At 66.0% G+C, this 25,013-nt stretch carries 26 protein-coding genes; 14 read left to right on the top strand and 12 right to left on the bottom strand.

Annotated features, from left to right (window positions below):
- Positions 1-15: 15 nt before the first annotated feature.
- Positions 16-1,134, top strand: coding sequence for a cyclopropane fatty acyl phospholipid synthase (gene cfa, locus ACEF39_RS13790; RefSeq protein WP_500285459.1), 1,119 nt, complete (start codon positions 16-18; stop codon positions 1,132-1,134).
- A gap of 175 nt (positions 1,135-1,309) precedes the next feature.
- On the opposite strand, the gene ACEF39_RS13785 is transcribed toward cfa, so the two are convergent.
- Entirely contained in the window at positions 1,310-3,478 is a 2,169-nt protein-coding gene (locus tag ACEF39_RS13785) for a M3 family metallopeptidase (RefSeq protein ID WP_500285458.1), read from the bottom strand.
- A gap of 162 nt (positions 3,479-3,640) precedes the next feature.
- Between ACEF39_RS13785 and ACEF39_RS13780 the strand changes: the two genes are divergently transcribed.
- A complete protein-coding gene (locus ACEF39_RS13780; RefSeq protein WP_500285457.1) occupies positions 3,641-4,120 on the top strand; it encodes a glutathione peroxidase in 480 nt (159 codons plus the stop codon).
- Positions 4,121-4,199: 79 nt separating this feature from the next.
- On the opposite strand, the gene ACEF39_RS13775 is transcribed toward ACEF39_RS13780, so the two are convergent.
- The 4 genes from ACEF39_RS13775 to ACEF39_RS13760 all read right to left on the bottom strand — a co-directional run bounded on the left by ACEF39_RS13775 (position 4,200) and on the right by ACEF39_RS13760 (position 8,509).
- Positions 4,200-4,979 carry a ferredoxin--NADP reductase gene (locus ACEF39_RS13775; RefSeq protein WP_500285456.1) on the bottom strand — a complete coding sequence of 260 codons (780 nt, stop codon included), beginning with the start codon at positions 4,977-4,979 and terminating at the stop codon, positions 4,200-4,202.
- A gap of 79 nt (positions 4,980-5,058) precedes the next feature.
- On the bottom strand, positions 5,059-6,930 hold the full coding sequence (locus ACEF39_RS13770; RefSeq protein WP_500285455.1) for an ABC transporter ATP-binding protein: 1,872 nt from the start codon (positions 6,928-6,930) through the stop codon (positions 5,059-5,061).
- Positions 6,931-7,126: 196 nt separating this feature from the next.
- The gene (locus ACEF39_RS13765; RefSeq protein WP_229979593.1) at positions 7,127-7,576 is read right to left on the bottom strand and encodes a carboxymuconolactone decarboxylase family protein; all 450 of its coding nucleotides are present in this window, start codon (positions 7,574-7,576) and stop codon (positions 7,127-7,129) included.
- A 36-nt stretch (positions 7,577-7,612) separates the two neighbouring features.
- Positions 7,613-8,509 carry an RNA polymerase sigma-70 factor gene (locus ACEF39_RS13760; protein WP_500285454.1) on the bottom strand — a complete coding sequence of 299 codons (897 nt, stop codon included), beginning with the start codon at positions 8,507-8,509 and terminating at the stop codon, positions 7,613-7,615.
- Positions 8,510-8,657: 148 nt separating this feature from the next.
- Here ACEF39_RS13760 and ACEF39_RS13755 point away from each other — a divergent pair, with 148 nt between their 5' ends.
- The 4 genes from ACEF39_RS13755 to ACEF39_RS13740 all read left to right on the top strand — a co-directional run bounded on the left by ACEF39_RS13755 (position 8,658) and on the right by ACEF39_RS13740 (position 11,749).
- The gene (locus ACEF39_RS13755) at positions 8,658-10,175 is read left to right on the top strand and encodes a fumarate hydratase (RefSeq protein ID WP_500285453.1); all 1,518 of its coding nucleotides are present in this window, start codon (positions 8,658-8,660) and stop codon (positions 10,173-10,175) included.
- Between the two features lie 109 nt (positions 10,176-10,284).
- Complete coding sequence (locus ACEF39_RS13750; RefSeq protein ID WP_500285452.1) at positions 10,285-10,701, top strand: hypothetical protein; 417 nt, start codon at positions 10,285-10,287, stop codon at positions 10,699-10,701.
- Between the two features lie 14 nt (positions 10,702-10,715).
- Entirely contained in the window at positions 10,716-11,060 is a 345-nt protein-coding gene (locus tag ACEF39_RS13745; RefSeq protein WP_500285451.1) for a hypothetical protein, read from the top strand.
- A gap of 53 nt (positions 11,061-11,113) precedes the next feature.
- On the top strand, positions 11,114-11,749 hold the full coding sequence (locus ACEF39_RS13740; protein ID WP_500285450.1) for a glutathione S-transferase family protein: 636 nt from the start codon (positions 11,114-11,116) through the stop codon (positions 11,747-11,749).
- 88 nt (positions 11,750-11,837) lie between these two features.
- On the opposite strand, the gene arsC is transcribed toward ACEF39_RS13740, so the two are convergent.
- From arsC to ACEF39_RS13725, 3 genes are all read right to left on the bottom strand, one after another.
- The gene (gene arsC / locus ACEF39_RS13735) at positions 11,838-12,179 is read right to left on the bottom strand and encodes an arsenate reductase (glutaredoxin) (protein ID WP_500285449.1); all 342 of its coding nucleotides are present in this window, start codon (positions 12,177-12,179) and stop codon (positions 11,838-11,840) included.
- On the bottom strand, positions 12,179-13,333 hold the full coding sequence (locus ACEF39_RS13730) for a phospholipase A (RefSeq protein WP_500285448.1): 1,155 nt from the start codon (positions 13,331-13,333) through the stop codon (positions 12,179-12,181). The genes arsC and ACEF39_RS13730 overlap by 1 nt, the downstream gene beginning before the upstream one ends.
- A gap of 122 nt (positions 13,334-13,455) precedes the next feature.
- On the bottom strand, positions 13,456-13,941 hold the full coding sequence (locus ACEF39_RS13725) for a DUF456 domain-containing protein (RefSeq protein WP_481437844.1): 486 nt from the start codon (positions 13,939-13,941) through the stop codon (positions 13,456-13,458).
- A 234-nt stretch (positions 13,942-14,175) separates the two neighbouring features.
- On the opposite strand from ACEF39_RS13725, the gene ACEF39_RS13720 reads away from it, so the two are divergent.
- Positions 14,176-14,385: a cold-shock protein gene (locus tag ACEF39_RS13720; protein WP_025876765.1), complete on the top strand. Its 210-nt coding sequence runs from the start codon at positions 14,176-14,178 to the stop codon at positions 14,383-14,385.
- Positions 14,386-14,473: 88 nt separating this feature from the next.
- Here the strand turns inward: ACEF39_RS13720 and ACEF39_RS13715 are convergent, their stop codons facing one another.
- Positions 14,474-14,971 carry a glycine zipper 2TM domain-containing protein gene (locus tag ACEF39_RS13715; RefSeq protein ID WP_100552990.1) on the bottom strand — a complete coding sequence of 166 codons (498 nt, stop codon included), beginning with the start codon at positions 14,969-14,971 and terminating at the stop codon, positions 14,474-14,476.
- A 130-nt stretch (positions 14,972-15,101) separates the two neighbouring features.
- Entirely contained in the window at positions 15,102-15,536 is a 435-nt protein-coding gene (locus ACEF39_RS13710; protein WP_500285447.1) for a hypothetical protein, read from the bottom strand.
- Between the two features lie 79 nt (positions 15,537-15,615).
- Between ACEF39_RS13710 and ACEF39_RS13705 the strand changes: the two genes are divergently transcribed.
- Positions 15,616-16,443: a tRNA threonylcarbamoyladenosine dehydratase gene (locus tag ACEF39_RS13705; protein WP_500285446.1), complete on the top strand. Its 828-nt coding sequence runs from the start codon at positions 15,616-15,618 to the stop codon at positions 16,441-16,443.
- A gap of 75 nt (positions 16,444-16,518) precedes the next feature.
- Here the strand turns inward: ACEF39_RS13705 and ACEF39_RS13700 are convergent, their stop codons facing one another.
- Both ACEF39_RS13700 and ACEF39_RS13695 read right to left on the bottom strand, forming a co-directional pair.
- Positions 16,519-17,292, bottom strand: coding sequence for a TatD family hydrolase (locus tag ACEF39_RS13700; RefSeq protein WP_500285445.1), 774 nt, complete (start codon positions 17,290-17,292; stop codon positions 16,519-16,521).
- Positions 17,289-17,504 carry a DUF6116 family protein gene (locus tag ACEF39_RS13695; protein ID WP_100460497.1) on the bottom strand — a complete coding sequence of 72 codons (216 nt, stop codon included), beginning with the start codon at positions 17,502-17,504 and terminating at the stop codon, positions 17,289-17,291. Before ACEF39_RS13695 ends, ACEF39_RS13700 begins: the two co-directional genes overlap by 4 nt.
- 163 nt (positions 17,505-17,667) lie before the next feature.
- On the opposite strand from ACEF39_RS13695, the gene ACEF39_RS13690 reads away from it, so the two are divergent.
- The 6 genes from ACEF39_RS13690 (at position 17,668) to ACEF39_RS13665 (ending at position 24,929) form a co-directional block, all read left to right on the top strand.
- Complete coding sequence (locus ACEF39_RS13690; RefSeq protein WP_500285444.1) at positions 17,668-18,504, top strand: glycine zipper 2TM domain-containing protein; 837 nt, start codon at positions 17,668-17,670, stop codon at positions 18,502-18,504.
- Between the two features lie 101 nt (positions 18,505-18,605).
- Complete coding sequence (locus ACEF39_RS13685) at positions 18,606-19,148, top strand: GNAT family N-acetyltransferase (RefSeq protein ID WP_500285443.1); 543 nt, start codon at positions 18,606-18,608, stop codon at positions 19,146-19,148.
- Positions 19,149-19,326: 178 nt separating this feature from the next.
- Positions 19,327-19,986 carry a glutathione S-transferase family protein gene (locus ACEF39_RS13680; protein WP_500285442.1) on the top strand — a complete coding sequence of 220 codons (660 nt, stop codon included), beginning with the start codon at positions 19,327-19,329 and terminating at the stop codon, positions 19,984-19,986.
- 89 nt (positions 19,987-20,075) lie between these two features.
- On the top strand, positions 20,076-22,355 hold the full coding sequence (locus ACEF39_RS13675) for a thiamine pyrophosphate-dependent enzyme (protein WP_500285441.1): 2,280 nt from the start codon (positions 20,076-20,078) through the stop codon (positions 22,353-22,355).
- A gap of 3 nt (positions 22,356-22,358) precedes the next feature.
- Complete coding sequence (gene asnB, locus ACEF39_RS13670; protein ID WP_500285440.1) at positions 22,359-24,302, top strand: asparagine synthase (glutamine-hydrolyzing); 1,944 nt, start codon at positions 22,359-22,361, stop codon at positions 24,300-24,302.
- Positions 24,303-24,368: 66 nt separating this feature from the next.
- Complete coding sequence (locus ACEF39_RS13665; protein WP_500285439.1) at positions 24,369-24,929, top strand: NADPH-dependent FMN reductase; 561 nt, start codon at positions 24,369-24,371, stop codon at positions 24,927-24,929.
- Positions 24,930-25,013 lie beyond the last annotated feature (84 nt).

Here is a 25,013-nt window from a genome sequence, read left to right as displayed (position 1 = left end):
AGACGAGGAGGTGTCGTGGATACAGGGTTGCAGGAGCGGGTCACCGGCCTGCTCCACGAAGCCGGGGTCAAGATCGATGGATCCCGGCCGCAGGATATCCAGGTGCATGACCCGCGATTCTTCGCGCGGGTGATGGCGCACGGCTCGCTCGGCCTGGGCGAGAGCTACATGGACGGCTGGTGGGATGCCAACGTCCTCGATGAATTCCTGTTCCAGCTGATGCAGGCGCACCTGGACGAGCGGGTGCACGGCTGGCGCGAGGTGACCGACGCCCTGAAGGCGCGCCTGTTCAACCTGCAGGCCGGGCAGCGCAGCTATGAAGTCGGCCGTCGCCACTACGACCTCGGCAATGATCTGTACCAGGCGATGCTCGGACAGCGCCTGGTGTACAGCTGTGGGTATTGGCGCAACGCCACCGATCTGGATGGCGCGCAGCAAGCCAAGCTCGATCTGGTGTGCCGCAAGCTCGGGCTGCGCCCCGGGCAGCGCGTGCTGGATATCGGCTGCGGTTGGGGCGAAGCGCTGAAGTTCGCTGCCGAGCGCTATGGTGTCAGTGGCGTGGGCATCACCATCTCGCAGGAGCAGGCCGACTTCGCCCGCGAGTTGTGCGCTGGCCTGCCGATCGAGATCCGGCTGCAGGACTATCGCGAACTGGACGAGCCGTTCGATGCGGTGTTCTCCATCGGCATGTTCGAACACGTGGGCGACAAGAACTACCGCAGCTTTTTCGACGTGACCCGGCGCTGCCTGTCGCCGCGTGGCCTGCTGCTGTTGCACACCATTGGCAGCAACGTCTCGCGCCATCGCACCGATCCGTGGATCGCGCGCTACATCTTCCCCAACTCGATGCTGCCGTCGGCGGCGCAGATCAGTCGCGCATTTGAAGGGCGCTTCGTGCTGGAGGACTGGCACAACTTCGGTACCGACTACGATCTGACGCTGCAGGCGTGGCGACGCAATGTGGAAGCAGCGTGGCCGACACTGGATGCGCAGCGCTATGACGAGGGGTTCCGTCGCCTGTGGCGGTTCTACCTGGCCGGTTCGATGGCGACGTTCCGCAGCCGGCATGCGCAGCTGTGGCAGCTGGTGCTGTCGCCGCAAGGCGTGCCGGGGGGATACGTGGCGCCGCGGTGAGGCCGCATTCCAGTAGATCCACGCCATGCGTGGATGGGGTCAGAGCCCTTTCCGATGGAAAGGGATCCGACCCCGGGGTCAGATCCCGTTTCGTAGAAATGGGCTCTGACCCATCCATAAAAAAACCGCCCGGTCTCCCGGGCGGTTTTCGTTTCACGCTATGCGGTGCCGGCGATCAGTTGCCGGTGCCGGTCAGGCCGCGCTTCTCAAGCAGCGGTTCGATCTGCGGCTCGTGGCCGGCGAAATCGCGGAACAGCTGCATCGCGTCCACGCTGCCACCCTTGGACAGCAGGGTCGCGCGGAAGTGGTCGCCGTTCTTGCGGCTCAGGCCACCGTTGTCGCGGAACCACTTCTGGGTGTTGGCGTCCAGCACTTCCGACCAGATGTAGGCGTAATAGCCGGCCGAGTAGCCGCCCATGATGTGGCTGAAGTACGGGGTCTTGTAGCGCGGCGGAACCGGCGCGTAGTAGATGCCGTCTTTCTCCAGCGCGGCGCGCTCGAAGGCCATCACGTCCTTGGCGGCCGGCACCTGGTCCGGGCCGATCTGGTGCCAGCGCTGGTCGAGCATGGCGGCACCGAGGTACTCGGTGGTGGCAAAGCCCTGGTTGAACTTGGCCGCGGCCAGCACCTTGTCCAGCAGCGCCTGCGGCATCGCCGAACCGTTCTGGTAGTGCTTGGCGTAGTTCTTCAGGATGGCCGGGTTGTCGGCCCACATCTCGTTGACCTGCGAGGGGAACTCGACGAAGTCGCGCGGCACCGCGGTGCCGGAGAAGTACGGATACTTCACGTTCGAGAACATGCCGTGCAGGGCGTGGCCGAACTCGTGGAAGGTGGTGCTCACTTCATCCCAGGTCAGCAGGGTCGGCTGGCCGGCCGGCGGCTTGGGGATGTTCAGGTGATTGGCCACCACCGGCTTGAAGCCGGTCAGCTTGGACTGCGAGACGTACGAGTTCATCCATGCACCGCCGCGCTTGGAGGCGCGTGCGTACGGGTCGAAGATGAAGATCGCCAGCTGGCTGCCGTCGGCATCGAACACGTCATAGACGGTGACGTCATCGTGGTAGACCGGCAGGTCGGTGCGCTGCTTGAAGCTCAGCCCGAATTCCTGGTTGGCGGCGTAGAACACGCCGTTTTCCAGTACGTTCTTCATCTCGAAGTACGGCTTCAGCTGCGACTCGTCGAAGTTGTACTTGGCCTGGCGCACCTTCTCGCTGTAGAAGGCCCAGTCCCACGGCTCCAGCTTGAAGGTCGGCTTGCCGGCGGCCTTCTGTTCCTGGTCGATCATTGCCTGCAGGTCGGCGGCTTCGCGCTTGGCGTTGGCCACCGCGGCCGGGGCCAGCTTGCCCAGCATCGCATTGACCGCTTCGGGGGTCTTGGCGGTCTGGTTGGTCAGGTTGTAGGCGGCGAAGTTGGCAAAGCCCATCAGCTTGGCCTTGTCGGCGCGCAGCTGCATGATGCGCGCGACCAGCGCGGTGTTGTCGAACTCACCGCCGCGGCTGCCGCGGGTGGTGGAGGCTTCGTAGATCTTCTGGCGCAGGGCGCGGTTGGCCAGGTTGGTCAGCGGCGGCTGGCCGGTGGTGTTGAGCAGGGTGATCACGTACTTGCCGTCCAGGCCGCGGGCCTTGGCGGCTTCGGCGGCGGCGGCGATCTGCTCCTTGGACAGGCCGTCCAGTTCCTTGACGTCGTTGACGGTGATCGCCGAAGCGTTCACTTCCGACTGCACGTTCTGGCTGAACTTGGTGCCCAGGTTGGCCAGCTCGGCGTTCATTTCCTTCAGCTTGGTCTTGTCGGCCTCGGACAGCTTGGCGCCAGCGCGCACGTAGTTGTCGTAGTACTTCTCGACCAGGCGCACGCCTTCAGCGTCCAGGCCCAGGGTGGTGCGGCTGTCATACAGCGCCTGGATGCGTGCAAACAGCTTGCCGTTCAGCGCGATTGCGTCGCTGTGCGCGGCGAACTTCGCCGAGTAGTCGGCCTGCAGCTTCTTGCGGGTGTCGTTGGTATCGGCGCCGACCAGGCTGAAGAACACGGTGGTCGCGCGATCCAGGGTGTCACCGCTCTTTTCCAGGGCGATGATGGTGTTGTCGAAGGTCGGCTTGGCCTTGGTGTTGGCGATCGCCTCCACTTCCTTCAGCTGCTGCGCCATGCCGGCATCGAACGCCGGGGCGAAGTCGCTGTCCTTGATCTTGTCGAACTGCGGGAAATGCAGCGGCAGCGGGCTGTCGGCGAAGAACGGATTGGCCTGCTGGGCATTGGCAGCGGTGGCCGGGGCGGCGGCGCTGGCCGAATAGGCGGGCAGGGCAAGGCCGAGGGTCATGGCCACGGCAAGGGCAAGGCGGGTGGTCAAGGTCGATACTCCGGTAAGGCAAACAAGGGCCCGAGGGTAACCCGGCCCGGCGCGCCCGCACTTGTGTCAAAAGGCATGTTGGCAACGCCGCCGCACAGTAGCGCCACCCCATGGCTGGCTGCCCGGGTACCATGGAGAACACCGCCCCCCAGGCCAGTTGCCATGACCACCGCCTACGATTTCAGCTTCCGCGACCTCGACGGCCAGCCGCAGGCGCTGGCGCAGTACCAGGGACGTCCGCTGCTGCTGGTCAATGTGGCCAGCCGCTGTGGCTTCACCCCGCAGTACACCGGGCTGGAACAGCTGTGGCAGGACTATCGTGATCGCGGTCTGGTGGTGATCGGCTTTCCCTGCAACCAGTTCGGCGCGCAGGAACCGGGCGATGCTGCGCAGATCCGCCAGTTCTGTTCGATTGATTACCCGGTCAGCTTCCCGCTGTCGCAGAAGATCGAGGTCAACGGCGAGGGGGCTGATTCGCTGTGGGCGTGGCTGTCGCACGAGAAGCGTGGGCTGCTGGGCATCGCCCGCATCAAGTGGAACTTCAGCAAGTTCCTGGTTGATCGCAAGGGGCAGGTGGTGGATCGCTATGCGCCGACCACCAAGCCGGAGCAGCTGCGCGACGGCATCGAAGCGCTGCTCTGACCGTCTGAAAAAAAGGGGACGGAGGGGATTAAGTCGTTTGTGGCAAAAACGACTTAATCCCCTCCGTCCCCTTTTTTGCTTATTTCTCGACGAACGCGCGCTCGAACACGTAGTGGCCGGGCGTACCGATGCGCGGCGAGGTCTGGAAGCCGCGACTGTCCAGCACGGTGCGCAGGTCGGCCAGCATCTGCGGGCTGCCGCAGATCATGGCGCGGTCGTTTTCCGGGCTCAGCTCGGGCAGACCGAGGGTGCGCTGCATCTCGCCGCTTTCCATCAGCGAGGTCAGGCGGCTCTGGTTCGGGAACGGTTCGCGGGTCACTGCGGGGTAGTACAGCAGCTTGTCACCGACCATTTCGCCCAGGAACTCATGCTCGCGCAGTTCCTTCTCGAAATAATCGCGATAGGCCAGGTCCTTTTCGTAGCGCACACCGTGGCACAGGATCACCTTGTCGAAGCGCTCGTAGGTTTCCGGGTCCTTGATCACCGACAGCCACGGCGCCAGGCCGGTGCCCGTGCCCAGCAGGTACAGGTGCTTGCCCGGGTGCAGGTCGCTGATCAGCAGGGTGCCGGTGGGCTTCTTGCCGACCAGTACCTTGTCGCCCGGCTTGATGTGCTGCAGGCGCGAGGTCAGCGGGCCGTCCTGCACCTTGATGCTGAAAAATTCCAGCTGTTCTTCCCAGTTCGCGCTGGCGATGGAGTACGCGCGCAGCAGCGGCCGCGCGTCGGTCTCCAGGCCGATCATCACGAACTGGCCGTTCTCGAAGCGGAAACCGCTGTCACGGGTGAGGGTGAAGCTGAAGTAGGCGTCGGTCCAGTGGCGGACCTCAAGCACCGTTTCGGCGCCGAAAGCGGAGGACATGGGCGTATCTATCGGAAGTCGTCGGGACAATTCTATCTCAAATGAGACAGGTTCTCATTAGGCGGAACGAGAGGCGTTCTCAGCGGTAACCTGCCGCCTGCAGTTCGAACAGTTCGGCATAGCGGCCGCCCTGTGCCATCAGCTCCTGGTGGGTGCCGCTGGCCTCGATCCGGCCATCGGCCAGTACCAGAATGCGGTCGGCCATGCGCACGGAGGAGAAACGGTGGGAAATCAGCACTGCGGTGCGATTATCCGCCAACTCCCTGAACCGCTGGAACACCTCGAACTCGGCGCGGGCGTCCAGCGCCGCGGTGGGCTCATCCAGGATCATCACCTGTGCATCGCGCATCCACGCGCGGGCGATGGCGATCTTCTGCCACTGGCCGCCGGACAGGTCCACGCCCTGCTTGAAGCGGCGGCCGATCTGCTGGTCGTAGCCGCCGGGCAGGGCAGCGATGACTTCCTCGGCCATGCCGCGGCGGGCGGCATCGGTGATCCGTGCGCGGTCGTCCATCGCTTCAACCTGGCCGACACCTATGTTCTCGCCGGCACTGAGGTTGTAGCGCACGAAGTCCTGGAAGATCACGCCGAGGTTGGCGCGCAGGTCGTCCAGGTCGTAGTCGCGCAGGTCGCGGCCATCAAGCAGGATGCGGCCTTCGTCGGGTTCGTACAGGCGTGCCAGCAGCTTGACCAGGGTGGTCTTGCCCGCACCGTTCTCACCGACCAGTGCCAGCACTTCGCCCGCGTGCAGCTGGAAATCGAGGTGACGCACGGCCCATTGCTCGGCATCGGGATAGCGGAAGCCCACGTCTTCGAACACGAAGCCTTCGCGGATCGGCTGCGGCACGCGCACCGCGTCCTTGCGCGAGTGGATTTCCGGTTCGATCTGGAAGAACGAATACAGATCGTCCAGATACAACGCCTGGCTGGCCACCTGCGAGAAGCCGATCAGCAGGCCTTCCAGCAACTGGCGCAGGCGCAGGAAGCTGCCGGCGAGGAAGGTCAGGTCACCGATCGAAAAATCGCCGCGCACCGTACGCCAGGCGATATAGGCATACGCGGTGTAGTAGCCCAGCGTGCCCAGCGCGGCCAGCAGCGTGCCCCAGAACGCACGCCGCCGGGCGAGCGCGCGGTTGGCCAGGAACAGTGCCGCCGACAAGCTGCGGTAGCGGTCGACCAGGAACCGGTGCAGGTTGAAGATCTTTACTTCCTTGGCCGTTTCCACGCTGGCGCCGAGCTGGCGCAGGTAGTCCAGCTGGCGGCGTTCCGGCGTCCACAGGAAGTTGAGGCTGTAACCGGCCGCATTGAAGTGCGATTCACCGATGAAGGCCGGCACCAGCGCCAGCGCCAACAGCAGGATCAGCCACGGCGCATAGACCAGCAGACCGACGGCCAGGCTGGCGACGGTGATCGCATCCTGCACCTGGCCGAACAGCTGGCTCATCAGGTTCATCCGGCCCATGGTCTGGCGCCGCGCACGGTCCAGTTTGTCCTGCAGGTCCGGGTCCTCGAAGTCCTCCAGGTCCAGGGTGGCTGCGTGTTCCATCAGGCGCACGCTGGTGACGTTGGCGAACAGTTCCGACAGCAGGGCATCGGCGTAGCTGACCAGGCGGCCGAGCAGGTCCGAGGCGATGGCCAGGCCCAGTTCCATCGCCAACAGGCCGAGCAGCGGATTGAGCAGCCCACTGGACAGCGCCTCACCCAGCGGCGGGAAGCCGGCATCGTGCTGGCTGAGGTGCAGCGCGGTATCGATGATCAGCTTGCCGACGTACAGCATCGCCACCGGCAGCAGCGCACGGATCAGGCGCAGGCCAAGACTGGCCAGGGTCAGGGCGCGGCTGGTCTGCCACACCTGGCGCAGGAAGGGCGGCAGGTTGCGCATCGCCTTGAAGCGTTGACGCAGGCTGGGTTTCTTGGCGCCGGCAGCGCCGGCAATGGGGGAAGCAGGCATGCCGCCATTGTGCGCGCCTGATACGTGCAGGTGGGGTCAGGGCAGCCGTGTGGCCGCCGGGGTCGGATCCCTTTGCGGCGGCAAAGGGCTCCGACCCCATCGGCCCACATCCACGCGTGGCGTGGATCTAATGTGTCGACCAAGGTCGACACCTGCCATCAGCTGCGGGAACCTGAGCCACCCGGCTGGCTCCCTTTTACGGCAGCGGCGGCAGCAGTCCCGCGCCCAGCCGGTTCCAGGCATTGATCACGGCGATACCCATGCTCAGGTCACTGATGCCCTTCTCATCGAAGTGCGGCGCCAACGCATCGAACGCCGCCTGCGACGGCGCACCGTCGGTCAACCGGGTCAGCGCCTCGGCCCAGCCCAGCGCCGCGCGTTCGCGTTCGTCGAAGAAACGGCTTTCGTGCCAGGCCGGCAACGTATCCAGCTTGCGCGGCTCGATGCCGCCCTTGCGCAGCGTGGTGGCATGCATGTCCATGCAGTAGCCGCAGCCGTTGAGCTGCGAGACGCGCAGGAACACCAGTTCCATCAGGGTCGGATCGATCGAACTGTCATGCACCGCCTTGCTGGTGGCCAGCAGGCCCTTGAAGGCATCAGCGGCCAGGCGGGCGTAAGGAACGCGGGGAGAGGCGTGGTTGGACATCTTCAGCTCCACGGCGGCCACGATGGCCGCCTTTCGTTACAAGGACGCCGGAGTGTCGGCGCGCGTGACAACCGCAGGCAATTTTTCTGGATTCAGCACGCTGTAGAGATTGGCGATGCGGCCATCGACCACCTCGATGGTGGTGATCGAGTGCAGGCGGCCGCCTTCGAAGCGCAGTATCGCCGGCTCGCCGTTGACGTAGCCCAACTGCGCCGGATGCGCTGCGCCGCGGCGGGCGATCGCCCAGTACAGGCGGCCGATGCGCTCGGCGCCCAGCAGCGGACGCACCGCCGCAGTAACCACGCCACCGCCGTCGGAGACCAGCAGCGCGTTGGCATGCAGCAGCGCCTGGATGGCCTCGCTGTCACCCCGCTGGGAGGCGTCCATGAAGCGTGCCAGCAGTTGCCGGTGCTGGCTGGCGTCGGCGTTGAATCGCGGCCGCCCTGCCTGCAGGCGTTGTCGGGCGCGATGCACCAGCTGCCGGCAGTTGGCCTCGCTGTGGCCGATCAGCTCGGCAATATCGCGGTAGTCGTGGTCGAAGGCTTCCTTCAGCAGGAAGGCGGCGCGCTCCTCCGGGCCCAGCTGTTCGAGCAGGGTCAGGAAGGCGACCGATACGTCGTCGGCCAGCGCGTGCAGCTGCGCCGGGCCGGGCGCCGGATCAGGTTCGAGGGTGATCGCCAGCGGTTCAGCCAGCCACGGGCCGACATAATGGGCGCGTTCGCGCTTGGCCGCGCGCAGCCGGTCCAGGCCCAGACGGGTGGTGGTGGTCACCAGCCAGGCCTCCGGGTCGGCGATGGCCGCGGTATCGGTACCTGACCAGCGCAGCCAGGCGTCCTGCACCACGTCTTCGGCGTCGCTGCGGCTGCCCAGCAGGCGGTAAGCCAGTGCCATCAGGCGCGGGCGGTGGGTATGGAAGGCGGTTTCGGCGTTCATGTGGGCAAGGACGCCGCAGCGGGCGTGGGCGTGACAGAGGGCAGGGCTCGGATCTTGCCGGCCAGCGGCCGGCACTGCCACCCCGTGGTCGAGGGAGGGGGTAAAATGGGCGGATTACCCCCGCCAGCCTTCAGCAAGCGAGCAATCCGTGACATCGATCAAGCAGGAAGACCTCATCCAGTCCGTCGCCGACGCGCTGCAGTACATCTCGTACTACCACCCGGTCGACTACATCAAGAACCTTGCCGCCGCCTACGAGCGCGAGGAGTCGCCGGCAGCGAAGGAGGCGATCGCGCAGATCCTGATCAACTCGCGGATGTGCGCCGAGGGCCACCGGCCGATCTGCCAGGACACCGGCATCGTCACCGTGTTCCTGGAAATCGGCATGGACGTGCGCTGGGATGACGCCACCATGGGTGTGGAAGACATGGCCAACGAGGGCATCCGTCGCGCCTATCTGTACCCGGACAACAAGCTGCGTGCTTCGGTGCTGGCCGATCCGGCCGGCAAGCGCATCAACACCAGGGACAACACGCCGGGCGTGGTCAACGTCAAGGTGGTGCCGGGCAACACCGTGGAAGTGATCGTCGCTGCCAAGGGCGGTGGTTCGGAAGCCAAGACCAAATTCGCGATGCTCAACCCGTCCGATTCGATCGTCGACTGGGTGCTGAAGACCGTGCCGACCATGGGCGCCGGCTGGTGCCCGCCGGGCATGCTCGGCATCGGCATCGGTGGCACCGCCGAAAAGGCGATGCTGCTGGCCAAGGAAGCGCTGATGGAGCCGATCGACATCACCGAGCTGCAGGCCCGCGGTGCGTCCAACCGCATCGAAGAGCTGCGCCTGGAGCTGTACGAGAAAGTCAACGCGCTGGGCATCGGCGCGCAGGGCCTGGGTGGCCTGACCACGGTGCTCGACATCAAGATCAACGACTACCCGACCCACGCGGCCAACCTGCCGGTGGCGATGATCCCGAACTGCGCCGCCACCCGCCATGCGCACTTCACCCTGGATGGCAGCGGCCCGGTGATGCTGGACCCGCCGTCGCTGGAAGACTGGCCGAAGCTGACCTACGACGCGTCCAAGGGCACCCGCGTGGACCTGGACACGATCACTCCGGAAGACGTGGCCAACTGGAAGCCGGGCCAGACTCTGCTGCTCAACGGCAAGCTGCTGACCGGCCGCGACGCTGCGCACAAGCGCATGGTCGACATGCTCAACAAGGGCGAGCAGCTGCCGGTCGATCTCAAGGGGCGCTTCATCTACTACGTCGGTCCGGTCGATCCGGTGCGCGACGAAGTAGTGGGCCCGGCCGGTCCGACCACCGCCACCCGCATGGACAAGTTCACCGAACAGGTGCTGAGCGAAACCGGCCTGCTGGGCATGGTCGGCAAGGCCGAGCGCGGCCCGGCCGCGATCGAAGCGATCAAGAAGCACAAGTCGGCCTACCTGATGGCCGTCGGTGGTTCGGCCTACCTCGTGTCCAAGGCGATCAAGGCGGCCAAGGTCGTCGGCTTCGCCGACCTGGGCATGGAAGCGATCTACGAGTTCACCGTGGAAGACATGCCGGTGACCGTGGCCGTCGATTCCACCGGCGAGTCGGTGCACAAGACCGGCCCGCGCGAATGGCAGGCCCGCATCGGCAAGATTCCTGTCGTGGTGGAGTGATCGGCGCGGCGTCGTCCACGCCTGTCCGATTGCAGAACGGCGCCCTGGTGGCGCCGTTTTTCGTTTAACGCATGCGCACGCGCTGCTTTGCTAGGGTGTGCGCGTTGCCATGGAAGGGAAGCTGCTTGTGCGTCAAGGAACAAGTGCAGTTCTTGTTGTAGTTGCCACCCTGTTGCTGGCGGGCTGCGCGCCGCAGTACTACGTGGAGCAACCCACCAGCGAGGCCGGCCGCGTGTGTGCGGCAGGGTGCGCACAGCGGCATCTGCAATGTGCGGGTCAGGCGCGCTCTATGGCCGAAACGGCGCAGCAGAGCTGTCAGGCGGACAAAGCACGTGTCATCGACAAGTGCAGCGATATCGCTGACGAAAAGATGCGGCATCGTTGCGAGGGCGCACGTGGCGCCGGCGCATACTGCGCCGTTGCAGCCGATACGCGCGCCTGTGATGCGACCCGGGCCCAGTGTGTGCTCGATTGCGGCGGATCAGTGAGCGAAATCCGTTCTTCCGGCAGTCTTCCGGTCTATTGAACAAGGAGTGTCCTGTGAACCTGTTGCGCAGCCTTTGCTTTGTCGGCCTGCTGGTGCTTGCTGGATGCAGTACTTCGTCTTCTTCGTATGGTGGTGGGGGCGGCTTCAGCGCCGGTGCCCAGTGCCAGATGCAGTGCCAGGCCAGCTACCGCAGCTGCATGGCCGAGGACCAGGGGATCGGCAGCCGCCAGTCCAGTTGCGAGCAGCAGGTGGCACCGACGCCGGACAAGCGCTGCAAGGACATCGAGCATCCGGAACTACGCCGTTCCTGCGAATTGAAAGCGCACGACTGCACGCTGCGGGCACCGATGATGGGCTGCGGCGAGCGTCGTTATACCTGCATGAGCAGCTGCGGCTGACCGAGCCGGCGACAGCGCGCATAATCAGCCGTTCCCCGCACAGGACCGGTCATATGCGCACCACCTTGTATGGTTCCACCAGCACCGCCTCGCTGGTGGTGCACTGGCTGCTGATCGAGCTGGGTATCGAGCACGAACTGGTGCCGCTCGATTTCGACACGCACGAGCACAAGTCGGCCGACTACCTGGCCCTGAATCCGGCCGGCAAGGTGCCGACCCTGCTGATCGACGGCCAGGTGCTGACCGAGGCGGCCGCGATCGCGCTGTATCTGGCAGACCGTCATCCGCAGGCGGGGTTGTTGCCTGCCGTCGGCACACCCGCGCGCGGCAATGCCTATCGCTGGATGTTCTGGTGCGCCAACACCGTGCAGCCGGCGTACCGCGCCTGGTTCTACGCGCACGAAGCGGCGGGTGGCGAGTGCATGGAGGCCGTGCGTGCGATGGCGCGGCAGCAACTGGAAGCGGCGTGGCAGCACGTTGCCACGCACCTGCAGGACGGCGGCCCCTACCTGCTCGGCGATGCGCCGAGCGTGGTCGATTTCATGCTGGTGATGTTGATGCGCTGGTCACGCAACATGCCCACGCCCAGCGACCACTGGCCGGTGTTGAAGGCGTATGCGGACCGCCTGAAGGCGCGCCCGGCGTTCGCCGAGGTCTATCGCCGCGAAGGCATCACCGACTGGCGGTAACTCGTTCTGTAGAGCCGAGCCATGCTCGACTGCATTTAGCACGCGGATCGCAGCCGAGCATGGCTCGGCTCTACCAACGCGGGGCGGGTTACAGGATCTCCAGCACTGTTTCCGGCGGCCGGCACAGGCGGGTGCCCTTTGCGGTGCGTACCACCGGGCGGTTGATCAGCCGTGGGTGGGTGGCCATGGCGGCCAGCAGGGCGTCGTCGTCGGTTCCGTGCAGGCCCAGTGCGGCAAACTCGGGTTCCTTGCTGCGCACCAGTTCGGACGCTGCCAGGCCGGATTCCGCCAGCACCTGGCGCAGCGTGGCCACGTCGGGCGGGCTGCCCAGATACTCGATCACCACCGGTTCGACACCCGCGTCGCGGATCAGCTTGAGCGCCCCGCGCGAGTTGCTGCACGCGGGGTTGTGCCAGATGGTCACCTCCATCAGAACCATTCCAGCAGGGACACGCCCACGCCGACATAGGTTGCCTTGTGGTTGTAGTCGATCAGGCTTTCGCCATAGCCGTCGAAGATCTGCACATGGCCGCGCAGCAGGTTGCTGATCGGGAAGCCGTAGTCCAGCTGCAGGGCGCCGTGCGAGCGGTCACCGGTGCGCAACGAGTGGCGCGCCATCAACGAGACCTCGTGGCCCTTGCGGTTCCAGGTCAGGGTCGCGTCGCCGCGGCCCATGTAATCCTCGATGTCCGGGTTGTTGTCGTCGCTGCGGGTCTCGGGAATGCGGTACCAGGGACGCAGCACCAGTGCCCAGTTCTCGCGGTCCAGGCCGACATTGAGTATCACCCGGTTCCAGCTGCGCGACAGCGGATCGGCACGGCCGTTGGACTGGTGGTTGAGGCTGATGCCGGTCATCCGCCCACGCCAGCCACCGATCGAGTAGCCGTTGCGGAACACCATCATCACTTCCGGCTCGTAGTTGGTCTCGCGGAACGGGCGCGAGTCCTCGCCGTTGTAGGCCTGCCAGCGCGAACTCTGGGTGTAGCCGGCCCAGATGTCGCCGTTGTCGCCGAACAGGTTCTCGGCGATCTTGGTCTTGAAGCTGATCTGGAATTTCAGCTCGGCACTGTCCAGCACCTGCGGGGTGGTCACGCTGTTGGCCGGGTTCGGCGAGTGCGGCATGGTGTTGCGGTCGCTGGTCCAGAAGGCCGGCAGCAGGTACACGGGCTTGTACGCACGCAGCTGGAACGGGCCCAGCTTGGAGTCCTCGGCCAGTTCCCAGCGGCTGTCCAGCAGCGAACCCCGGCCGGCGTTGGCAAGTGCACTGTCCGGCGCTTCGGAACGGAACAGATCGCTGACACGTTCGCGCAGTTTTTCCTCGCCTTGGCTTACTCGCGTGCTGTCGCGCTGCGTGCGGCGCGCCTGGGCGGCGGCTTCGGCGGCCGCATCGGCTTCGGCGGTAGTCTGCGGCGTGCGTCCGAACTGGCGGTCGTAGCAGGCCAAGCGTGCAGCATCGGTCGTGATGGCTGCGCAGGCGGCCGGCGATGCCTCGGCGCTGGGCGCGAATTCCTGCGCTGCCAGCGGCGCACTGGCCAGGGCCAGCGCCAGCGGTGCAAGGCGGGGGAACAACGGAGAGAGGGTCATTGCAGCAGGCCCTTCGGAATGAATGCGGAAAGAGGGACAGTGTGGCGGCTGCATCCGGTAACGGCCAGCCCCATGGGTTTATGCCCGGCGTATGCGTGCGCGCTGCGTGAAGGCCGTCTGCCTCACAGGAACCAGGCGAAGGCGAACAGACCCAGCATCGCGATCACCAGCGCCAGCTTCAATGCCAGGCCAAGCAGGATGCCAAGCCACGTGGCCAGCCCGACCTTGGTCGAGCGGCCGAGCTCGCGGGTATGCCAGTACTCGCCCAACAGCGCGCCGAGCAAAGGCCCGGCGAACAAGCCGATCGGCATGAAGAACAGGCCGACGATGCTGCCGATGAAGGTACCCCAGAGCGCCTTGCGGCTAGCGCCCACGCGCTTGGCGCCGACCACGGTCGCCAGCACGTCGACCAGCAGCGACAGCGCGGTAAGCAGGCCGAGGATCAGCAGGGTCGGCCAGCCGACATGGACGAAGCCGTCTGCCCAGGCAGCCAGTACCAGCCCGATGAAGACCAGCGGGATGCCTGGCAGGGCCGGCAGGACGATGCCTGCGATGCCGATCAGGACAAAAATGACCGCTAGCAGATACAAGATGAATGAGAGGTCCATGCTGTCCAGTATGGTTGTCTTTTTGGGGTTGACAGTGAAGGTTTTTGCCAGTTGCTTTTTCGTTTTGGTCGGGTTAAGTTGCAGTCGCTGAGCTTGGCAAGGTCACCGTGGATCGTGGCCTGATGAAGCAAGATCGTTCCGATCCGCTGCATCGATGCACCTCGCTTCCCCCTTGCTTGTCAGCCGCCCAAAAGGCGTATCCAACACAAGAGAGAGTCAAAGGGAGTTAGTGAGATGGCTGATCGCGAGAACGGTACCGTGAAGTGGTTCAATGATGCCAAGGGCTTCGGCTTCATCAGCCGGCAGAATGGCGAGGACGTGTTCGTGCACTTCCGTGCCATTGAGACCCAGGGCTTCAAGAGCCTCAAGGAAGGCCAGGCTGTGAGCTTTGAAGTCGTGCAGGGCCAGAAGGGCCTGCAGGCCGACAAGGTCCAGCCGGCGTAATACCTGCCGCTCGCCGGCATGAAAAAGGCCCGCGCAAGCGGGCCTTTTTTTGTTGCTCCGGTTCTGATCGGCTGGGGCCCGCTGCGGTTCAGCGCAGGATGACCTTGCCGTTGACCACGCGGACGTAGGTGTTTTCGCGGATGCCGCCGAGGTCGCGCTGGTTGACCACGATGGTGCGGCCGTCATCCATGCGCACACTGATGTCGTAGGTATCGCTGGTGACGTTCTTCTGGATCTGGTTGCCCGCCAGTGCGCCACCGACGGCGCCGGCTGCGGCGGCAATGTTCTTGTTGCCGCGGCTGCCGCCGGTGTGGTCGGAGATTTCATGGCCGGCAACCGCGCCGACGATGCCGCCGAGGATCGCGCCCGTGGCGGAAGGCGCGGTACGGCCCGACTGCACGGCATTGATGCGGGTGACGATGCCGCAGTCGGCGCAACGGCCCTGGTTGTAACCGGAATTGTTGCCGTAGCCGCCGTTGTTGTAGCCGTTGTTGTTGTAGCCACCACCGCCATAGCCCGGCGAGGTGGCACAGCCGGCCAGGCCGACGGTTGCGATGACACTGGCGGCGATGAGCTGGATCTTCATGGGGCGTCTCCTGGCCGTGAAGGCGGGTGCGTTGGGTGATACTGCGTCATGCAGCAAGGTGAGCGAATCCTCCTCTTTTCAACGTGAACAAGGCGCCAACCGCCTCGGCCTTCGCCCACTCGAAGATGAATCAACGGAAGTCCTGATGACAGGCCCGGCAATCGTCCTGCAGTGCCTGCACCTGCTGCGCCAACGCGGTGCAGTCGGAGGGAGGGCTGGCCAAGGCCGCATTGAGGTCGGCCCGGTACTGGCTGGCGTGCTGTTGGAACTGCCTGCTGTCCTTCAATCCCGGGAAGGCCAGGTCCAGGTCGTTGGACAGCAGTCGCAGCACCTGCAGGCGCGGGACGCTGTCGGCCAGGCTGCAGCGGTTCTGCTGCTGCGCCTGCAGCAGCAGATCGGCCTGCCGCTGCATCACCTGCATCAGGCTGTCCGGGAACGGATCGCGGCGCGCCTGCAGGGCACGGCCGACCATCACCGTGGCAATCAGGCCGATCAGCAGGCCCAGCCCGAGTACGAACAGATAGCGGTAGGCGGTGGACGGGCGGCGGGGTGGGCTGGCACTCATGGCGGGCGCTCCGGACGTGCAACGGTGGGTTCGGTGTCGGCGTGCTGTAGTCAGGGGACCTGCACGCTAAAATAGCCCGATGAACGAACAGGTCAAACAACGCTTCGCCGGCATCGAACGGCTGTATGGCGTCGGCGCGCTCGAGCGCCTGCAGGGCAGCCGTGTCGCCGTGGTCGGCATGGGCGGCGTGGGCTCGTGGGTGGTGGAGGCGCTGGCGCGCTCGGCGGTCGGCCATCTGGCCCTGATCGATGCCGATGACATCTGCGTATCCAATACCAACCGCCAACTGCCGGCGCTGGAGGGCAACTACGGGCGCAACAAGGCCGAGGCCATGGCCGAGCGCTGCCGGGCAATCAATCCGCAGATCGAGGTCGACGCCGTGCAGGCGTTCCTGACCCCGGCCAACATGGCCGAACTGCTGGACCGCGGTTTCGACCTGGTGATCGACGCCTGTGACAGCTTCCGGGTGAAGGTGGAAACCATCGCCTGGTGCCGCCGCCGCAAGCTGCCGTTGCTGACCGTCGGCGCGGCCGGCGGCCGCACCGATCCCACCCTGGTGCGCATCCGCGATGTCTCGCGCACCGAGCATGACGCGATGCTGGCGCTGATCCGCAAGAAGCTGCGCAGCGAATTCAACTTCCCGAAGAATGCCAAGCGCTATTTCGGCGTGCCGGCGGTGTATTCGCTGGAGAACGTGAAGTATCCGCAGGCCGATGGCAGCGTCTGTGGCCTGCGGCCGAACCTGGGCGCGGATGCCGCCCTGAAGCTGGACTGCGGCGCTGGTCTGGGTGCGGCCACCCACATCACCGGCGCGTTCGCGTTCGCGGCGGTGGGCAAGGCGCTGGAGATGCTGCTGGAGCCGAAGAAGGTGAAGGCCGAAGTGGTTGAGGCAGAGGCCGGGGTGTGATCGGGTAGTGCCGCTGGCCGGCATCTGCGCTGATTCAAACGTTCCGGGGTTGCCGGCCAGCGGCCGGCACTACCGTTACGGTGCGGGCAGGCTGAACAGCCGCCGCGCGTTGTCCGTGGTGGCCCGCGCCACGTCTTCAATGTCCATTCCGCGCAGCGCGGCGATGTGGCGGGCGATGACCGCCAGCCGCGCCGGCTCGTTGCGCTGGCCACGGATACCCGCGTCGGGCTGGTCCGGCGCATCGGTCTCCAGCAGCAACTGCTCCAGTGGCATCGTGCGGACCAGCCGCTGCAGGCGCTGCGCTCGCTCGTAGGTCAGTGGTCCGCCCAGGCCGAGCAGGAATCCCAGCTTGCGCAGCTGCGCGGCCTGTTCCGGGCTGCCGGAAAAACTGTGCACCACCCCGCGCAGGCCACCGATGCGGCGGATCGCGGTGATCACCGCATCCACCGCACGGCGGGCATGCACGATCACCGGCAGGTCAAACTCGCGCGCCAGCTTCAGCTGGCCGAGGAAATACTCATGCTGGGCCTCGGCATCCAGGCCCTCGACGAAGAAATCCAGCCCGCATTCGCCGATCGCGCAGGGCCGCTCCTGTTTGATCCATTCACGCAGCTGTGGCAGGTGTTCGGGCCGGTGCTGGTCCAGGAACATCGGGTGCAGGCCATAGGCGGGGTACAGACCTTTCGCCTGCTGGCAGACCTCGCGCAGCTTTGGCCAGCTGGCCGCAGTGACGGCCGGAACCACCTGCATCTGCACGCCGGCAGCGCGTGCGCGGTCGACGACCGCTTCGCGGTCACCATCGAACTCGCTGGCATCCAGATGGCAGTGGCTGTCGACCAGCAGGTTCAACGCTGCTCCAGAGGCGGTGGCGTGGTCGCGCTGCGGCTCTTCCAGTTGGCCAGCAGCAGGGTGCCCAGGCCCAGCATCAGTTCGTCAACGAACGGAATCGGGTCGGGGATGAACAGGGTCAGCGCGAACAGGCCGGCGGTCAGCTTGAACAGGGTGGGGTAGCGCAGCCGGCGCGCCCATTGCAGTACCGGCAGCAGCATCGGGTTGGCCATCACGGGGGTCCTCCTGGGGAATGTGCAAACGCTACCACGGGCCCAGTATTTCCCGATGCTGAATGGGTTACGGCCGCGAGCAGGAAATGTGGAGATTCCGTTCAGGCACCGCATGCTGCAATCTGGCCTGAGAACGTTGCGGACGGTCCGCAAGGAGCAGGTCATGAAAAGCACAACTACAACTGTCCTGGTCGCAGCGGGCGCGCTGCTGGTCGGTGGTATCGCAACCGCCGCCTTCATGAAGAGTGGCGACAAGTCGCCGGAGCTGAGCGCCGGAAACCCGAGTGAATCGCGTTTGGTCGATGGCAACGCCACCGACGATGGCGCGCGTGGCGACGCGGTGGAGGCCAGTGCGCCGCGTGGCCTGGAATACGCCGATGTGCTGAAGGTCGATCCGATCACCGAGAAGCAGAAGGCCTATGCCACCGTGATCGGCACCGATCCCGTACGCGAAACGTCCACCACCCAGACCCCGCATGAAGTCTGCCAGGACGTGGTGGTGCAGGAGCGCCTGCCCGAGCGTGACGGCAACGTCGGTGGCACCGTGGTTGGTGCCGTGGTCGGCGGCTTGCTGGGCAACCAGGTGGGCGGCGGCAATGGCAAGAAGGCTGCGACGGCCGCCGGTGCCGTGGCCGGTGGCTTGATCGGCAACCAGGTCGACAAGCGCCATGTGGGCGGCCGCGTGGTCAACCGCACCGAGCGCCAGTGCCACACCGAAACGGCGACCTCCGAGTCGAGCCGTGTCACCGGCTACAACGTGACCTACCGCAATGAAGACGGCACCACCGGCACCATGCGCATGGGCAGCAAGCCGGGCAACCGCATTGCCATGGGCACCAGCGATGTGGTCAAGGGCTACAACGTGACCTACCGCTACGACGGTGCAGAGAAGACCGTGCGTCTGGACAACAAGCCGGCCAGCGATCGCCTGCCGGTGGTGGATGGGCAGCTGGTCACCCAGACCGCCGCCGCCGCTGACTCGACGGCCAACCGCCAGTAATCCCTCGTTACGATGCAGCATCGACAGGCCGGCTTTTGCCGGCCTGTTTTTTTTGCATGGGTGGGGTTCATCCACGCGTGGCGTGGATCTACCATGGCACCATGAGCATCTTCGACCTGCGCATCGAAACCGAACGCCTGATCCTGCGTCCGCCGCAGCGGCAGGACTACGCCCCCTATCAGGCGTTCTGCGCCGATGAGGAGGTGATGCGCACGCTGGGTGGCGTGCAGGCACCCTCGGTGGCATGGCGCGGCTTCTGCAGCCTGGCCGGCGCATGGCAGCTGTTCGGCTTCTCGATGTTCAGTGTGATCGAGAAATCCAGCGGTGAATGGATCGGTCGCATGGGGCCCTGGCAGCCGCAGGACTGGCCCGGCACCGAGGTCGGCTGGAGCATCCGCCGTGCCAGCTGGGGCAAGGGCTACGCACCGGAGGCGGCGATCGCAGCCATCGATTGGGCGTTCGATACGCTGGGCTGGGACGAGGTGATCCACACCATCGCCGAAGACAACGAGAACTCGAAAGTGGTTGCGCGCAAGCTGGGCAGCACGCTGCTGCGCATGGGGCAGTTGCCACCGCCCTATGAAGGCCAACCGTTGGAAATCTGGGGGCAATCGCGCAAGCAGTGGCAACAGCGCGCACGCTGAGCGCTGCCGGGTAGCGCCGGCCACTGGCCGGCCATTGCACCAATCCATCTGCATCGAGGTTGCCGGCCAGCGGCCGGCACTGCCGTATCGCCATGCTGCACCCGCGCTTGGCAATCGTGAAGCTGCTTGCCAGACTGCGGGCAGCCGGCTGCGGGCCGGAACCTCACTGGAGCAGGCAATGGTGGAAGAGCGTATTCCGTTGACGGTGCATGGCATGTCGGTCTCGGGCAACTGCCACAAGGTGCGCCTGCTGTTGGAACAGCTTGGCAGCCGCTACCGCTGGGTAGAGGTGGACAGCGCCCACGGCCAGACCCATAGCGCGGAATTTCTCGCCCTCAACCCGAATGCCAAGGTGCCGTTGATCGTGCGCGACGACGGTCGCGTGCTGACCGAATCCAATGCGATCCTGTTCTGGCTGGCCGAGGGCACGCCGTACCTTCCGGCCGACGGATGGCAGCGTGCGCAGGCATTGAGCTGGATGTTCTTCGAGCAGTACACGCATGAGCCCTGCGTGGCGGTGGCACGCTTCATCCGTGGTTGGACGCCGGCCGACTCACCACGCCGCGCTGAACTGCCGCGCCTGCATGAGCGCGCTGCCAGCGCGCTGGCGGTGATGGAACAGCATCTGCGGCAGACGCAGTGGTTCACCGGCGACGACTACGGTATCGCCGATATCGCCCTGTTCGCCTATTCCGATGTCGCTGCCGACGGTGGCATCGCGCTGGATGCATTCCCGCAGGTGCGGGCCTGGTTGCAGCGGGTGCGCGCGCAGCCTCGCTTCGTGGCCATGCCCGCGGTGACCGCCGAGGTGCGCGCGCGGTTCAACGCACCGGATTGATTCCCCTGCAGCGTCGGTCGTGCTCGACCGGCAGAAGGGTCGAGCACGACCGACGCCACGGTTCGCAACAACGGCACGGAGGGTGTTCGATGTTCGCTGTGGTTCCAGATCCCGTTCCCGCACGCATGCGCGGCCTCAACCGCGCCGAAGTCTGTGACGTCAATTTCCTCGAGGCCGTACGCGCCTGGCGCGGCATGCCGCGACCCCGTCCGGCACCGGATGCGCCGATCCTGCCGGGCAGTACGCTGACGGCCGCCGCCTTCGGCGAACTGTTTGAATCGCAGCTGCTCAGTCGCCAGCTGGATCTGATGGCGCGCGTGCTGCGCGTGCAGAACAAGGTCTTCTACACCATCGGCTCGTCCGGTCATGAAGGCAATGCGCTGCTTGCGCGCGCCTGCCGGCACACCGATCCCGCCTTCCTGCACTACCGCTCCGGCGCGTTCATGGCCGAACGTGCCCGGCTGGTACCAGGCATGGATCCGGTGCGCGACGCCGCGCTGTCCTTTGCCGCCAGCGCCGACGATCCGGCCAGTGGCGGCCGTCACAAAGTGTGGGGCAGTAAGCCGCTGTGGGTGCTGCCGCAGACCTCGACCATCGCATCGCACCTGCCCAAGGCGCTCGGTACCGCACTGGCGATCGAGAGTGGCAGGCGCCTGAGCCAGCCGTTGCCGATTCCGGCCGACAGCATCGTGATGTGCTCCTTCGGCGATGCCTCGGCCAACCATGCCACCGCGCAGACCGCGTTCAATACAGCGATGTGGTCGGCGTACCAGAAGCTGCCGGTGCCGATCCTGTTCGTGTGCGAGGACAATGGCCTCGGCATTTCGGTGAAGACGCCTGAAGGATGGATCGCAGAGCGCTTCAGCCGGCAACCGGGCCTGGACTATTTCTTCGCCGATGGCCTGGACCTGGCCGCCGGGCACGCGCAGGTGCAGGCGGCGGTCGAACATTGCCGGCGCATGCGCCGGCCGACCTTCCTGCACCTGCGGACCACACGGTTGATGGGCCACGCCGGCACCGATTTCGAAGTGGAATGGCGTGCGTTGGTGGAGCTGTGCGCAGCCGAGGCGCAGGACCCGCTGCTGCGCTCGGCGCAGATCGCACTGGAATCGGGCTGGATGGATGCGGCGGGCGTCGAGGCCGCCTATGAGACCCTGCGCGCGCGCTGCATGGCAGCTGCCGTTGATGCCGATACGCGGCCGAAGCTGCAGACATTGCAGGAAGTGATCACGCCGTTGGCGCCCTATACGCCGGCAGCGGTACAGGCCGAGGCCGAGCGCGTGGCGCCCGTCGAGGCCCGGCAGGCGCTGTACGGCGGCGCCGACGCGCTGCCCGAACGGCAACCGCCGCGGCACCTGGCGATCCAGATCAACCACGGGCTGCAGGAACTGCTGGGCAAGTATCCGCAGGCGCTGCTGTTTGGCGAGGACGTCGCGCAGAAAGGTGGCGTCTACACGGTGACGCGCGACCTGCTGCGCCGCTTCGGCCCGCGCCGGGTATTCAACACGCTGCTGGACGAGACCATGATCCTGGGCATGGCCCAGGGTCTGGCCAACATGGGCATGTTGCCGATTCCGGAAATCCAGTACCTGGCCTACCTGCACAACGCCATCGACCAGCTGCGTGGCGAGGCCTGCTCGCTGCAGTTCTTCTCCAATGACCAGTTCCGCAACCCGATGCTGGTGCGGGTGGCCGGGCTGGGCTACCAGAAGGGGTTCGGCGGTCATTTCCACAACGACAACTCGATCACGGCGCTGCGTGACATCCCGGGGCTGGTGGTGGGCTGCCCGTCGCGTGGCGATGATGCGGTGATGATGCTGCGCACTTTGGCGGCATTGGCCCGCGTGGACGGCCGGGTAGCGGTGTTCCTGGAACCGATCGCCCTGTACATGACCAAGGATCTGCACGCGGCCGGCGACGGCCAGTGGTTGTTCGACTACCCCGCACCCGGGCAGGCGCTGGTGCTGGGCGAGGGCAGGGTGTACGCGCCGGATGCCACCGATCTGGTGGTCTTCACCTACGGCAACGGTGTGCCGATGGCGCTGCGCGCAGCAATCGCGATCGAGCAGCAGCTGGGCTGGCAGGTGCGGGTGGTCGACCTGCGCTGGCTGGTGCCGTTGAATGCCGCCTTCATCGGCACCCAGGCTGCCACCGCGCAACGGGTGCTGGTGCTGGACGAGGGGCGGCAGAGCGGGGGCGTCGGCGAGGGCGTGATCACCGCACTGGTCGAGGCCGGCCATGGCCACCTGCCGGTGCGCCGGGTCTGTGGTGCCGATACCTATACGCCGCTGGCGGGGGCAGCAATGTTCGGGCTTCCAAGCGACAATGCGGTGATTGGCGCCGCCCTCGACCTGGCGCAGGAACCCTGATGCATGTGTGGATTGGCGGGAATGTTGTTGCCGGCGGCACAGACGCCGGCCGAGGTCCTGCAGGCGCAGGCGCTGGCCATGGGCCAGGCACTGCACCATCGCGGGCCGGATGACGGCGGTACCTGGGTTGATGCCGCCGCCGGCGTTGCCCTGGCCCACCGACGCCTGAGCATCCTCGATCTTTCACCGCTGGGCCACCAGCCGATGGCCTCGGCCGACGGCCGCTATGTGATGGCCTACAACGGCGAGGTCTACAACTTCGCCACGCTGCGCGCCGAACTGGAGCCGCTGGGCCATGCGTTCCGTGGCCATTCCGATACCGAGGTGCTGCTGGCCGCGATCCTGCAATGGGGCGTCGAGGACACCCTGCAGCGCGCCAACGGCATGTTCGCCATTGCCTTGTGGGATCGCCAGGAACAGTGCCTGTGGCTGGCCCGTGACCGGGTCGGCAAGAAGCCGCTGTACTACGGCTGGGCCGGTGATACGCTGGTGTTCGGCTCCGAGCTGAAGGCGCTGTGGCAGCATCCGGATTTCGACAACGATATCGACCGCGATGCGCTGACCCTGCTGCTGCGGCTGGATTACATCCCCGCACCGCACAGCATCCACCAGCGCTGCTACAAGCTGATGCCTGGCCGCGTGCTGCGGCTGGATGCGGCGGCGGTGGCGGCAGGGGCCAGCGCACATCGCCCTGAGCAGGCACAGCGCCCGTACTGGGACGCGCGTGCGCGCATGCAGGCCGCACTGGCCGCACCGTTCCAGGGCCGCATCGAGGAGGCCGAGGAGCAGCTGGATGGCCTGTTGCGGGACGCAGTGGCGCTGCGCATGGTGGCCGATGTGCCGGTGGGCGTGTTCCTGTCCGGCGGCACCGATTCATCGCTGGTGGCGGCGCTGATGCAGGCGCAGAGCGGGCAGCCGGTGCACAGCTTCAGCATCGGCTTCAGCGGCTCCCACCACGACGAGGCGCCGTTGGCCAGGGAAGTTGCCACCCACCTTGGCTGCGATCACACCGAACTGTATGTCAGCGGCGCGGATGCGCTGGCGGTGGTGCCGCAGCTGCCGGCGATGTTCGATGAACCCTTCGCCGATGCCTCGCAGGTGCCGACCGCCCTGGTCGCCCGCCTCGCCCGGGAGGGCGTGACCGTCGCGTTGTCCGGCGATGGTGGCGATGAACTGTTTTTCGGCTATACCCGCTATGTACGCGCGCTGCGCAACTGGCAGATGCTGGGACGGGTGCCAGCGCCGCTGCGGCGCTGGATGGGCGCGCGTGCACACCAGCAGGGTGAAGCGTCGCGCACCGGCGGGTTGGCCGCGTTGCTGGCCGAAACCGGCGCGCGCGGCATCGGCGATGTGTATCGCAACCGTATTTCGCGCTGGCGCGATCCAGCGGCGGCGGTGATCGGTGCGAGCGAGGCGGGCAGCTTCTACGATCTGGCCGATCCGCTGCACGGTGCCGGTACGCCGGCCGACGCGATGATGCTGGCCGACTTCGTCAGCTATCTTCCCGATGATCTGCTGTGCAAGGTTGACCGCACCTCGATGGCGGTCAGCCTGGAAGCGCGCGCGCCCTTGCTGGACTGGCGCGTGGCCGAATTCGCGTGGACGTTGCCGCTGGGCTTCAAGCGCCGTGAATCGACCAGCAAGGTGCTGCTCAAGCGCGTGCTGGGGCGGTACGTGCCGCAGTCGATGGTGCACCGGCCCAAGCGTGGATTCGGCGCGCCGGTCAGTGATTGGCTGAAGGGCGATCTGAAACCCTGGGCGGACGAACTGCTGCAGCCGGCGCGGCTGGAACGTGAAGGGGTATTGTCGGCGGCGGCCGTGCAGCCGCTGTGGCAGCAGTTCCTGGGCGGCCAGCGCAAGTGGCACACGCACCTGTGGAATGTGCTGATGTTCCAGGCATGGCAGGACCATTGGCGGCAGGTGCGCGCAGGCGTCCAGCGCGGCTGATCTTCACCGGTGGGGAAGGGCGCGGCCGCTAGGCTGGCTCTCCCGCACCGTGAGGAGAATGTCCTGATGTCCGTCCCCACCATTGCCGTTTTCGTCGGCAGCCTGCGCAAGGAATCGTGCAACCGCAAGCTGGCGCACGCGCTGGAGAAGCTGGCTGGCGACAAGGCGCGCTTCCAGTATGTGCAGATCGGTGACCTGCCGCTGTACGACCAGGATTTCGACGCCAGTTACCCGGCGCAGGGCACGCGCCTGAAGGACCAGGTACGCGCCGCCGAGGCCGTGCTGTTCGTAACCCCCGAGTACAACCGTTCCGTGCCGGGCGTGTTGAAGAATGCGATCGACATCGGCTCGCGCCCCTACGGCGACAGCGCCTTCGCGGGCAAGCCAGCGGCGGTGATCGGCGCCTCCATCGGCCAGATCGGCACGGCGGTGGCCCAGCAGCACCTGCGCAACAGCCTGGCCTTCCTGGACATGCACGTGCTTGGCCAGCCCGAGGCGTTCATCCACTTCAAGGATGGCCTGATCGATGCCGACGGCACGATCCACAATGAAGGCACGCAGACGTTCCTGCAAGGCTACGTGGACCGGTTCCTGGCCCTGATCGCGGTGCATGCCAAGGGCGATTGACGCCAGCGGCCGCGGTCGCCATCTGCGATAATGCTCCGCTGCGGGCGTCGCAACGACGCCCGTCGCAGGCAATGCGACGTCCCC

Origin of the sequence: Stenotrophomonas indicatrix, assembly GCA_041545745.1 — a bacterium.
In the GTDB taxonomy this organism is placed as follows: domain Bacteria; phylum Pseudomonadota; class Gammaproteobacteria; order Xanthomonadales; family Xanthomonadaceae; genus Stenotrophomonas; species Stenotrophomonas indicatrix_A.
This window is presented reverse-complemented; position numbering and strand designations above follow the sequence as displayed.